The 11,850-nt window shown below is 64.7% G+C and carries 10 protein-coding genes; all 10 read right to left on the bottom strand.

Annotated elements, in window-relative coordinates; translation table 11 throughout:
* Positions 1-113: 113 nt before the first annotated feature.
* Positions 114-554 (bottom strand): hypothetical protein, encoded by a 441-nt coding sequence (locus J7J50_RS10260; protein WP_215055789.1) that lies wholly within the window; start codon positions 552-554, stop codon positions 114-116.
* A 2-nt stretch (positions 555-556) separates the two neighbouring features.
* Positions 557-2,770 carry a phage tail protein gene (locus tag J7J50_RS10255; protein ID WP_215097491.1) on the bottom strand — a complete coding sequence of 738 codons (2,214 nt, stop codon included), beginning with the start codon at positions 2,768-2,770 and terminating at the stop codon, positions 557-559.
* The gene (locus J7J50_RS10250) at positions 2,757-2,972 is read right to left on the bottom strand and encodes a hypothetical protein (protein WP_343222476.1); all 216 of its coding nucleotides are present in this window, start codon (positions 2,970-2,972) and stop codon (positions 2,757-2,759) included. Before J7J50_RS10250 ends, J7J50_RS10255 begins: the two co-directional genes overlap by 14 nt.
* A 2-nt stretch (positions 2,973-2,974) precedes the next feature.
* The gene (locus J7J50_RS10245) at positions 2,975-3,211 is read right to left on the bottom strand and encodes a hypothetical protein (RefSeq protein ID WP_251044406.1); all 237 of its coding nucleotides are present in this window, start codon (positions 3,209-3,211) and stop codon (positions 2,975-2,977) included.
* A gap of 15 nt (positions 3,212-3,226) precedes the next feature.
* Positions 3,227-4,042, bottom strand: a complete 816-nt coding sequence (locus J7J50_RS10240) for a phage BR0599 family protein (RefSeq protein WP_215055786.1) — start codon at positions 4,040-4,042, stop codon at positions 3,227-3,229.
* A complete protein-coding gene (locus J7J50_RS10235) occupies positions 4,039-5,748 on the bottom strand; it encodes a hypothetical protein (protein ID WP_215055785.1) in 1,710 nt (569 codons plus the stop codon). Before J7J50_RS10235 ends, J7J50_RS10240 begins: the two co-directional genes overlap by 4 nt.
* 12 nt (positions 5,749-5,760) lie before the next feature.
* The gene (locus J7J50_RS10230) at positions 5,761-6,696 is read right to left on the bottom strand and encodes a hypothetical protein (protein WP_215055784.1); all 936 of its coding nucleotides are present in this window, start codon (positions 6,694-6,696) and stop codon (positions 5,761-5,763) included.
* Entirely contained in the window at positions 6,696-8,273 is a 1,578-nt protein-coding gene (locus tag J7J50_RS10225) for a hypothetical protein (RefSeq protein WP_215055783.1), read from the bottom strand. The genes J7J50_RS10230 and J7J50_RS10225 overlap by 1 nt, the downstream gene beginning before the upstream one ends.
* Before the next feature lie 92 nt (positions 8,274-8,365).
* Positions 8,366-9,049, bottom strand: coding sequence for a hypothetical protein (locus J7J50_RS10220; RefSeq protein ID WP_215055782.1), 684 nt, complete (start codon positions 9,047-9,049; stop codon positions 8,366-8,368).
* 63 nt (positions 9,050-9,112) lie between these two features.
* Positions 9,113-11,812 (bottom strand): tape measure protein, encoded by a 2,700-nt coding sequence (locus J7J50_RS10215; RefSeq protein WP_215055781.1) that lies wholly within the window; start codon positions 11,810-11,812, stop codon positions 9,113-9,115.
* Between the last annotated feature and the right edge of the window lie 38 nt (positions 11,813-11,850).

Genomic DNA, 11,850 nt, shown 5'->3' with positions numbered 1-11,850 from the left:
GTAATTGCGGGTCGTTGAAGAATTGTTTGATCGCGACAAAATACATAACTCAAGGAGCCTCGGATTCGAGGCTCCTTTTTTTGCAATGCATGGTAACGGTGGACCTCGCGGTTCTATTCGACGTAGAAGCCAACACCATCGAGCGACAGCCATGCCATGACTCCAGTCTGAGGGGTGGACAGCAGAACATCACCGTTCGACTTGACATCAACACGTGTTGGCGCGGCCGAGTCGCTGACGACGCAATAGAGCAGCTGCGCGCTCGGGCGAAATCCAGCGGGCAGATTGAAAAGCACATTTGCTGCGGAGCCGCCTTTGGCTAAGCCACGCAACTGCACTCGGTTAGCGTCTTTTCGGTACGCAACCGTCGAGAAAGGTTCGCCGTAATTTGACCATGGTGCATTGAGCGCCGGTACCGACCATGCTCCCTTGCGCAGATCCGCGACGGCCGCCGCCGTGGTGCGGCGGGTCTGCCCGCCTTGAACCAGCGGAATAATTTCATCGCCGGTCAGCGCAGTCGCCGCCGGCAGCTGCGAGAGTTTCAGATTCGCCATGGTTACTCGATAAGTAGGTAGTCGCCCGCCTCCGAGACCAACTCGTCGCTGGTCTCGGTGCGCAGCAGTCCGTTCTTGAAGTCGAAGGTGTGCGTTGCCTTCTGCCAGCTCGTCAGGCCCTCGCGGGTCGAACCGACCTCAGCCCGCAGCCGGTAGGCGCCCTTCAACGCGGCGGTGTGGCTGGTGCCCGCAGTCGCGGCGGGGGTTTCCAGCACGCTGCCGGCGATTTCGTCCAGCAGCCGCAGCACATACGCCGTGCCGGCCTCGGGGCCGATCGATCCTTGCCCATGATCGACCAGTTGGTCGGCTTGCAAGCGTCGATCGCGGTGCGCCCACGCCACGGCCAGGTCGCCGTCGATAGATGCCGGGTAGCGCTGCCCATTGAGCTTCAGATCACCCGGCGGATACGGCCGCGCTTGCCGCTGCGCCAGCTTGATCGCGTCCACGGGCGCGAGCGCCGGGTCCAGCAGCGCGCTCGATGTGCGCGTCAGCAGCTTGGCCTGCACGGTCTCACCCATGCTGTAGTCGGTCGGATCGGCGGCGGCGTAGTCATCAAAGAACCAGATCCGAGCGCCGGCCGCGTGCGGCACCGGCACGGTGTCCGCGCAGCCGCGCGCGAGCGTCGCGGTCTGCGCCTGCGGATCGATCGCCACCACCCGAGCGATCTCATCCTCCACCAGTGCGGCCGTGCCCGCATTGACCTGATCCAGTCCCCGACCGGCCGATAGCTGCAACGCAATCGTTGTCGCCGTCATTGCTTCGACCAGCACCGCAGTCGGACACCAATCGCCCACGCCGGCCTCGATGTACTCGCCGCTGCCGACCCGCGTGGTCAGCACATAGTTCAGCGCCAGGCCGGTCGGTTGCTCCGCGATGCTGGCCACGGCGCCCGTGTCTATGGGCAGGGCGGCCAACGCCGAAGCGTTCAACGTGGTCGCCAAATCGCGGTAGCTCGCTTCGAACAACCGCCGATTCGCCGGCGGCTGCGGAGTACGATCCGGCGGCGTCCAGACCGGCGGTTGCGGTTCCAGATAGACCGTTGCCGGTAGTCCGAACACATCCTGCACCGCGGCGACTGTGATCGTGCCCTCGGCCAGCTTGCCGTCATCAAACGTGCCGACGCGCAGCACCAGATTCTCGATGCCGCGCAGCGGATCGCGGATACGGAACACGCCACCCGGCGCCAGCACGCCGCCGCGCCGATCAAATTTCAGCTTGAGTCGCTTCAACCCGGAGCAGGCGATCGTCAGATCGCGCATACCGACGCGAGCCGCCAGATCGGCGGTGGGCAGGCCCTTGTACTCGACCGTGGTGGACGCGACGCCACCGGTCGCCTGGATACCGGCCAGGTCTTGCACTCGCGCCTGTCGCTCTTCGTTGGTGGTCGGGTCGTACCACGTCACGATGACCTGATTGACTGCGCCATCGGGCGCGGCCACTTCGTCCTCCTCGATCGCAAGCAAGCCGCTGCTGTAATCGAACAGCGGCAGATCCTCGACCCGGTAGTCGTCGCGGATCAGTTTCAAGGTCAGCCGACCGGTCGAACGATCGACATACTGCGCCGCGCCGATGTGGTCGATGACCACCTGCATGAACTCAGCGATCGAGGACTGTCGGTTCCAGCGCAGGCAATGGCCGAAGCCCTCGGCCGACAGCGCATCGGCGGCGCGACGATAGCTGGCATCGTCCAGCAGGCCGCGATCCAAGCCACGACCCCAATCGCGGTTGGTCAGACACTCGACCAGGATGTGCGCCGGGTTCATGGCCCGAACGGCGCCGTTGCCGAGCCAGATCACCGCCTTCTCGGGATACCACGGTGCGCCGTCCCATCCGGCCAGCGCGCGGCGCACGCGCATCTTCCACGGCTTCGGATACGGATTGTTCGCCGTGATCTGACCGTCGAAGTATTGGGTGGTTACGCCGCGGAAGGCCGGGACGAGGAGACCGTGCAGGGCCGACAGCGCCGGCAACACCGCCTGCGTCAGTTCGCCCATCAGCACATCGAGAGTGCCCTTGATCCCACCCTCGCCCTTGTCGCCACCAAACAGGTCGGGCTTGTTGATGAAGATGCGGCCGGTCTTGGTGATCGAGCCCTTCCAGGCTTCGCGATCACCGATCTTAATCTCCACGATCTCGTCAAGCGGACCGCGCGATAAGCCCATGTGCAGACCGAACAGATAGCGGTGCCCAACCGTCTGCTTCTTACTGCTGCCCACGCGCCGCCTCCTCGCGCGCGAAGGCGATGACACGCAGCGCCAATGCGTCGCCGGTGGCTTGAAGCACCTCGGCCTCGATCCCGTCGCGGACGAAGTCGCTCCAGCTCAGGCCGTAGTAGGCAAACCATTCCCGGCCGCCTTGCGCGCAGAATCCGTCGCGCACGCTAAACCCCGGCGCACGCCGCAGGTGGTCCAAGGTCACGATCACTTCTTGCCGCCCTTTTGCTTGATCGGCACCGTGCGGTACTGCCCGACCCCCAGCACCATCCAGTCGCCGGTCCACACATCGCCGAACACCACCGCTTGCGGCGTGCCTTCGGTGCTTTGCGGGAACTGGAAATCGCCGAACGCGGCGGGCTTGGGCTGCGGCGGTTTCGGCTGTGCGGCCTTCGATAAGAAATAGCTCACGACCATGATCGCGAGCTGGACCCAAATGTGCATGCGGGTGTCCGGATATCAGAATATGGGGGTGCCGTCGAACGGCGATTTGCCGGGCAGTCCCGGTACGCCCCCGTAGTTCGGGGCGTTCTTGAATTTGGAATTGCAGATGGCGATGGTTCGAGCGCAGCCGGGATAGGCCACGACCGCCTGCCCGACGCGTAGGCCATCACCCGCGCCCAGCAAGATCAGTTGCTCACCTTTGTGCGCGCGGATGCCACGCCGCTCCATGCCGGCTTCGCCCAAATCCCACGCCAGGAAGCCGCCCGCAAACCAACCGTCCGCGTAGTGGCCGAACTCGCCCGCGGTGACCATCACCCCGGCGACCGTCGTCAGCGAGACCGGCACGCGATGCGCTTCCGGGTTCGCCTGACAATTGCGGTCGTACAGCGTGTGCGGGCAGCCGCGCGTCCAGGCCAAGCGCAAGCCGGGCTGCGAGAGCACGGTATCCAGCGTCTGACACCGGATCTCGGCTCGTTCGGGCGCGGTGCGATTGATCCCTGCGATGCGTCCCATCCACGCGACCTTGACGTCGTCATCGCCGTCATGCAGGTCACGAATGACCACGCCGATCTCGGTCGACGGCGGCAGGCCGCGGTACAAGCGGACTAGATCGAGATCGCCCGGCACGACGATGGTCAGCAGGTCGCTGGCGACGCTGCCCGATTGGCGAATGCCATCGTCCGACGCCGCCACGGCACGATACGTTTGGGTGTCGAGTATCCGGTCGCGGTCGCCGCCGGTGTAGCGGTAGCGCTGGGCGCCGCGCACGAACTCGTACAGCCGCTGCGGATTGCCCGCAGCAGTCGATCGTTCCAGTTGTTCGAAACTCATGTCGGCGCGGGAATGTCGTCGTCAATATCGGGATCGCGCACGGCGCGCAGGACGATGGCGGCGTCGGCGCTGCCATCGCCGTCGGTGTGGTGTTCGATTTCGGTTTCGTCGCTGTCGCCGCGGCTCAGCACCAAGAAGCTGATGCGACGGATATCGCCCGGGCGAACGTCCAGGCCCAGCGCGGCATCGAGCGTTACCCGCTCGATGTCGTCGTTCAAGGCCACCGCCGCGGTGATCCGGCGATGCAAGGCGACACCGCCGCGCAGTTCGATCCGTACATCGCGACGGCCTGGACGCAAGCCAGCAAACCGGGCCAAGCCCACATTGATTACATCGAGCGCCGTGGCGGTGCCGGCGACGGTCGTCAGCAAGGTCAGGTCGTCGGCGTGCGTGGGCCGCCACACGGCGCGCTGTCGGCCACGCAAGGTGTACAGCCAGGACCGCACCGTCGCACGCTCGGTTCGGCCGTGCATGCGCCAACGGTGCGCCTGGGTCGTCGCCGCCCAGTCCACCGGGTCCAGCACCCACGGTCGCCCGAATTCGTTGTCCAAGCTCAGCAGCGCGCGCTGCCAGCCTTCGTTGAGCCTTTCGGACTCGTCGGGGCTCTGCTCCAGCACCGGATGGCCGCGATACATCGTCGGGTTGCCTATCGTCGGCCAATCGCAGGCTTCGACCACATCGAAACGGGCGCTGACCGACGCGGCCTGATCGGTCAGTCGGGTGACCCGCGGTGGCTCGGCCAAACGCGCCGTACGCACCGGATACAGCCGGCTGCCGCGCGACCAGGCGCGCGTGGTCGGACGACGCAGCGTGATCGACGCCGCACCGATCGCTTCGACCTCGGCGACCTCGACCTCAAACGCCGTGCACCCACGCAATTGCACCAGGCCGCCAACGCGGAAGTCGCGGTGCAGCGGATCGCAAGCGATGACCCGCACGCCCAGCGCATGGTCTTGCGCCAGCCACTGCCCATCGGGCCAGATCGGCAAGGCCCAGGTGCGACCGCCCCAGCCGAACACGGCCAAATCGAGCAGGACGCGCTCGCGCCCGTCCACGATCATCGTGGCTTCGAACGAACGACGCGGCGCCGACCGCAAACCCCGCCGTTGCTCGGCGGCGAGTGGGCTGGTCAGAATGTCGGTCTTCCATGCCAGCCGTTCCAGCACCCCGCGCGACCAATCCGGCACGAACGCCCAGGCCACGATGCGCTGGCCGGTGATGACCACCGGCATCTCGATGAAACCGTCGAATCGGAACGCAAGCGTCGCCGCGATGACCGGTGGACCGTCCGTGCCGACCGCGACCTGCCACGTCCGTTCGGACATCGGCGCGAACGGCAGTGGCGGCACACCGGGCGCGATCAGCACGATCCCTTCGCCGCCGCTCAATGCGGCATCGGTCAGGGTCAGCGCGCGGGCGCGGTACGCATTCCAAACGCGCACGGCGCGTTGCTGGACGCTGCTGACGTTGCCCAGGTTCAGCACTTGCGGCTCGACGTGGATGCGGTCGAAGAAGTCGTCGCCGAACATCGGCTGCGGTGCACCCGCACGACGGTCGATCACATGGTTCGGCACATCGAACGAAGACCTGCCGAAGCTGGGCTCGCTTCCGAGCGCGGCCGATCTTGTTCCGTCCCAGGCCGGCGGCGATTGGAAATAGTCGCCCTGACCGCTGAAGGTCAGCGGCCAAAGGGCAGGCCAGAGCATGAGGTGTTGGGATTACTCGGTGATGCGATAGGCGTAGCCGTAGACGCCGCTGTTCGGGGTGCCGGTCGGGCCGTTCTTGCGATGGACCGGGAACACCTTCCAGCGATCGCCGCCCAGCGACAGTTCCTCGCCGGGCGCGTAGCTGTCCAAGCGGATGAAGCGCAGGTCGGGGGGATGACCGACGTCGGACCACAGGCCGGCGCCGCGGGGGACCGCATACCACAACGGCTGTCCCGGCGCGCGGCCGGTCAAGGCGCTATGGCCGACGTCCTTGAGCAGGTTGATCGGGCTGGCTTTGGAGCGCCAGCCGCAGGTCATTCGCCGCGGATCGTTCGAATCACCGTTGGTCGCATGCCAGCGCGGCGCGATGCCCTCGTAGTCGGCGCGAATGCGCGTCGATGGCGTGGTGTAGTTGTAGTACGCGTCATCGAACGCGACGCTGTGGTACGGTGAGTCCGCGCTGTTGATGTAATTGGCGGCGTAGTACCACGAACTGCCATAGACATACTGGCCGGTGTTGACCACGCCGGCGGTGACCAGGCGCCCCGTACCGAAATGCTTGAACGTGCCGGCTTGCGTTTCCAGAACAATGTGCAGATAGGGTTGCGGTGCGGTGCGGCCGAAGAAGTAGACCGCGCTGTACGGACCTTGCACATAGTTCGTCCAACTCGCCGCGCTGGCTTCGTTCTGTACATCCGCATTGGCATTGGCGGCATAGCCGGTATGGCCGAACGCACCCAGCAGCGGCGAGGGATTGTTGCCATCGCCTCCGGTCAGCTGCGACAGGAAGGTCGCGTGTAGCGTGCCGGCGTGCAGGCTCACGGCCTTGCCACCGCCCGCGCTGCGATCGCGCAGGCCATCGATCGTCCAGCCAGCGCCTTGCGCAAACAGCCGCAGCTTATCGAGGAGCTCGTTGGGGTCGTTCGCCGCCGACGTGGCGTAGGCCATCAGTCCATCCTCAAGGCGAAGTAGTTGTCCGCCGAGATGCGGAAGGTGTTCTGGAAGGCCAACCAGGTCGCGCCATCGCGTTCGATGCGCGACTCTGAGGCCGTCGAGAATCCCGTGGTCCAGGCGCAGCCGTCGAACTCACCCCACGGGTGGCGTGGATTCGTATTCCCCAGGATCAACGGAAGCAAGGGCGAAGACTGATCGAGGTTGTCGCGCAGATAAGAACGGTCGCCCGAAGCCGACATTGCACTCGGATACACCTTGCCGCTGGTTTCGGTATCGCCGTAGTCGTTGGCGCTGGATGCGTAGCGATTGCTGTGCGGCCGCCAAACATTGTCGGGGTAGTTCGCCATTAATCCGTAACGCCCCGGATCGAAGAAGCTGCGGAAGTTGGCATCGGTCGCATCCGGCGTTCCACCCTCGGTCGAGCCGCAGGCACCAATCACCAGCGGATACTCGTGGATGGACGGCGGCTCGTAGGCATTGGCATAGCCCAGGTAGGCGCTGACATAGACCGTGCCGATCCGCGCCACGATCACCACGCGCTGCCCGTTGATCGCGAGCCAGTAGGCGAATGGGCCGTTGCGCAGCGGGAGATTGCGCAGGCCGCTGTTGTTGACCTGCGAGCGTACCCCGAGCAACGGATTGTGATTGCGGAAGCCGTACCAATTGAGGTTGTAAACGGCGCGCGCGGGGTCTTCGTACAGCTCTGCGCCGAGGAAGATCGACTTCGTGCCGTCCAGTCCCGGCGCCTTGACGATCCACTGCGCGCGGTCCTCCAACTCGTAGTCGGCGTTGAGATCGGTGTGGAACGACAGATCATTGACCTCCAGCGGCCCGGCGCCGGCCGTCGCGGTGACCACCACCCGCCAGAACCGGGCCGCTGGCGGCGAGGCGCTCACCGGGAAGGTGCGTCGCGCCCGCGCGGTCGCCCAGGTCACGCCGGTCCACGCTTGCACTGGCGTCCAGGCGGCGCCGTTGTCGGAGCGTTGCAGTTCGAACGCGGCCGGGCCGTGCGCGCCGCTGTCGCCGATGCCTAACGTCACGGCACGGACCGACCCCGGCCCGATCATCTCGACCCCGGCAACGGCCGGCAGGTCCGAGACCGCGCGCGACCCCCAGGACTCGACGTTATTGTCGAAGAGCGCCGCCAGATTGATGAAGTTGCCGGTGCGGAACGTCGGATTGCGCACGCCGAAACGGCGTACCATCATCCAGGCGGATGTCGTGTTCAAGGTAAAGCGATCGTCCGCGACGAACGCAGCGGTGCCGGCGTTGATCCGAAAACGCAACCGTGCGTGTTCGAAGGGTTGGCCGACCGTGGCGACGCCAAGATCGCCGGCCGCCGCGCCGACCACCTGAAATCGACTCGCATCCAGCGCCGTGATCGTGAAGGCTTCTGCGATGGAAGCGATGCCGCCGCGATAGCCACCAGTTACACCATCAATGCCCGTCAGCGTGCCGTTACCGGTGCCCGAGTAGAGCAGGCCCCAGGCATGCCCCTCACCGCACAAGGCGTTTTCAATTTGATTGAGGAAGTCATAGTAGTCGCTGGCGACGCCGGTTCGCAAAGTCATAGGTATAAAAAAGCACGCCAGGCTTCAAGAGCCGGGCGTGCGTACTGATCCGAGTGGGGTAGAAAAGAAGCCGGTCAGCAGCGACAGACGCGCTATTCCTTGGACGAAGCGGGCCGTTTGCTTCCCTTCCTGGATTGCTGGTTCTCGGGAGGCGCTGCGTCGATCATCGACAGCACGGGCGCGGGCCGGGCAGGGGGGTAGCGTTTGTCAAACGTCTCGCAAAGCCAATGCGCATGCATCAAGTCGTCCGATACCCACAAAGCAACGGGCGTCACGAACCACATGACAATCTGAGTCAGGACAACGAGGGTCTGAAACTCCGGCGAAAAATTCAGGAGAGGATGCAAGATCAAGGCCAGCCACGGCAGAAACAGGAGCGTTAGCGAGCCGCCTGCCAGCCATCGAGATCGCGTCTTAAGCGAGATGCGGGCATCGGGTGTGCGCGATGCGATCCGCCCATTCGCGTGGCAAATGTAGCGGCGCCCCCGCTTACAGCTGTATACGCAAGCCTCGGGATCTTCGCGCTCCCGAATCAGCTTGATAATACGCGGGTGCAGGCTGAATCCGAACGCACTCATGAAGGCCATTTGGTCGCCCAAAAGCTCACCTGACACCTTCTTGTACAGCCGCGCCGTCGACTGAAGATTGAGACGCATTCGTGCGGAACGGAATCGCTGCCACGCGAAAATTGCGGCGATCGGAGTCAGAATGATCAGCGCAATCGGCAGCAACCACGGAATTTGATCGGCCAGACGTATCAGGGAGGTAAAACTCATTGGGTATGCACCGGGTGGCGGGTGAATCGATCGAGCCAGCCGGCTGTCGCACCCGCTGAGACGCTATCCCAGATCCTGACGAACGGTGGGTGCGTTCGCCCGAATCGTGGACAAGATCACTTGCCGCCCGGCTTGGGTGCTCATCACGTTCACGATTTCTCGCGGGTCTAGATACAACACATTGGTGATCTGGGCCGAGCGCCGGTCTGGCTCGGCAGTACGTCCCGGCGACTCAGAGACGCCTCGACCGATCGTTGTAGGCGCCTGCGGCGCAGGAGGGACGAAACCACCCGATGCGTAGCCGCGCAGGCCATCGATCGCGGCCATACCGACGCGGTTGAACCGCTCCAAGAACGAGCGCGCGCCGGGCTGCCGAACGACCTCGCGCCGATGCACGAACTCGCCACGATGCACCACGCCAGCCGGGGCGTACTTCGGCCCGATGCCCGTGAAGCCGCCGCTGGCGAAGAATCCGGAAGCCGCCTTGGTGGCGTTGGCCGCCAGCATCGTGGACGCCGCGGTCTGCATGGCCACAGCTGCTTTCAACACAACGCCGCCGGCCAGCCCCAATGCCCCCGAGGCCGCGGCGATGGGCGTGGCATAGGCCACGCCCGCCTTCGCCGCCTCCACCGGGTCGGGCTGGGCGAGGTCTGGCGTTTTGCCACCACCGGCCAACTTGCCGACGAGTGACATCAGTTTGGCGGTTGCCATCGCAGCCAGTTGCTGCGCGGCCAACTGCGCCATCGCGCGGGCCATGTCCTGCACCAGTCCGGTGAGGGCTTGGCGCAACGTCAGGGTGCCGGTCGCCAGTCCTTCCAGCGCATTACTCAATCCGGTTTCGAAGCCGTTGGTCAGTGTGACGACCAGTTCGTTCGACTGCGTCTTGAGCGCGGCGACCTGTGCGGTCAGGTCTTTGACGCGCTCGATCGACTCCGGGGAACCGGTCTTCGCGGCCAACTGATCCATCTTCGGCAGCAGTAGCTCGACCTCAGCGGCGGTCCGCGCATGCAGATCGATCAATTCACGGCGCGCGCCGATCTCAGTGAGCAATCCGGTCTGTTGACCGGCCTGGATCGATTGCTCTTGCCGGGACTGTTCGCCGAATACGCGTTCGACCTTAGCCTGCAGTTCCTGAAGTTCCGCCTGCGCCGTCTCGGACGCGATATGGATCTCAATAGTGGCTTCGCCCGTCAGGTTCAGGCGCTTCAAGTCCTGCTTGATCGGATCAAACTTGATCTTCAGTTCTTGCTCGCGGGCTTCGCGCTCTCGGCCTTGCACGCGTGCGATGGCAGCTTCCGCTTCGGCGACCGCCTCCCGCAATTCCTTCTTGCGATCCTCGTCCTTGCGCTTTTGTTCCTCGGCCTCCTTCGCCTGTTTGGCCTTGCGCTCGCGGGCGTCCTTATCGCCGTCGCCCTTCTTCGTGCCCGACTGGATCTTGCCGGCGCTGTCGGCGATGGTTTGCGCGTTGGCGGCGAAGTCCTTGGCCGGTTTGGCATCGGCGCTGGTCGTCCACAGCAGGCTCAGTTGCTGGTTGGCTTTAGCGATCTCATTGGCCATGTCGCCGCCGGCAGCCCGCCACGCTTCCGCGGTCTGCCGACCCAGGCTCTTGGCGTCTTCGAACGCCTTCTGCTGGGTAGCGAAGAATTCGCCAGGACCCGAGAAATCAAAGCGGGCGACCTTCTGGGCCGCCTCGACATACGCCACCAGTACGCGAGCATTGAGCGCGAGATAGCGCCCGAAGTTCTCCAGGCTAACCGTGACCGCGGCGATCACGCGACCCACCATCTGGAACGCGACTCGCAGGCCGATCAAGGCGCTACCCACCACACGCGCGATCGAGACCAATGCATTGAACTTGGACGCGACCGCATCGGTGCGGTCGCCTGCCGTAACCAACGCGGCGTTGTAGTTCGACACGAACGTCGCGAGCGACGAGATCTCGGTGGACAACGCGCCGGCAGCCCCCGTCGCACGTTCCGTATCGCCGATGGTGACCGTAAATGCGTTACGCAGCTGCGTCAGGGCACCGCCGATCGTCAGCGGCAGCTTCGCAAACTCGTCGGCAACCGACTTTCCCTGGGTTTGAATGGCTCGCAAGACCAACGTCGTGGTCAGCTTGCCATCCCCGGCCAGCTTCTTCAGGTTGTCGGCTCCCTCGACGCCGAGCTCTTTCAGACCGGATTTGATGGCTTCGGCCAGACGCGGGGTTTGCTCAAGGACTGAGTTCAACTCCTCGCCACCGAGCCGGCCGATCGAGAGTCCCTGGCCAAGCTGCATGATCGCGGCCTCCCCGGAGGCGGCCGATGTAAAGCTCAGGGCGACCGCTTGCGAAACCGTCTGCGTCAGGCCGAGGAGTTGAGTCTGCCCCAGCTTGAGTGCTTGGGTGCTTCGCTCGATCCGGGCATACAGATCGACCGTCGATGCCAGCGGCTGTCGCGTGGCCTGCGCAATCTGCTGCACGCCTTGATAAGCGGTGTTGAACTCCTGCTGGGTCTTGGTCGCCAGCTTGAGCCGGCCTTGTAGGTTCGTCGCCTCGTCGGCGAGGTGCGCCAAACCTTGCACAGACCGCAGAGACAGATAGCCGGCAGCGACGCCGCGAATCTCGGACTGCAAGCCGGCCAGGCCGGATTGCGCCTTGCGCCCGGCGGTCTGGGATTCGCTTGCGAAGCTACGGATGCGCGCCCCGGCTTGTTGAAGCGCAGCATTGAGCGCCGCCGCGTTGCCCTTGAGCAGCAGCGTGATCGTGGTGTCGTGACTCGGCACGGTATAATCGGTCAGAAGTTTTACTAGACGCCGCTCTC

It is taken from the genome of Lysobacter sp. ISL-50 (assembly GCF_018612875.1).
Lineage (GTDB): Bacteria > Pseudomonadota > Gammaproteobacteria > Xanthomonadales > Xanthomonadaceae > Lysobacter.
The sequence above is the reverse complement of the archived record's forward strand: the minus strand, read 5'-3'. Positions and strand labels throughout refer to the sequence as shown.

Coding starts and splice junctions, on each gene's coding strand:
- J7J50_RS10235 (WP_215055785.1), bottom strand. CDS start 5,748: ATGCTCTGGCCTGCCCTTTGGCCGCTGACCTTCAGCGGTCAGGGCGAC.
- J7J50_RS10225 (WP_215055783.1), bottom strand. CDS start 8,273: ATGACTTTGCGAACCGGCGTCGCCAGCGACTACTATGACTTCCTCAAT.
- J7J50_RS10220 (WP_215055782.1), bottom strand. CDS start 9,049: ATGAGTTTTACCTCCCTGATACGTCTGGCCGATCAAATTCCGTGGTTG.
- J7J50_RS10240 (WP_215055786.1), bottom strand. CDS start 4,042: ATGAGTTTCGAACAACTGGAACGATCGACTGCTGCGGGCAATCCGCAG.
- J7J50_RS10245 (WP_251044406.1), bottom strand. CDS start 3,211: ATGCACATTTGGGTCCAGCTCGCGATCATGGTCGTGAGCTATTTCTTA.
- J7J50_RS10230 (WP_215055784.1), bottom strand. CDS start 6,696: ATGGCCTACGCCACGTCGGCGGCGAACGACCCCAACGAGCTCCTCGAT.
- J7J50_RS10260 (WP_215055789.1), bottom strand. CDS start 554: ATGGCGAATCTGAAACTCTCGCAGCTGCCGGCGGCGACTGCGCTGACC.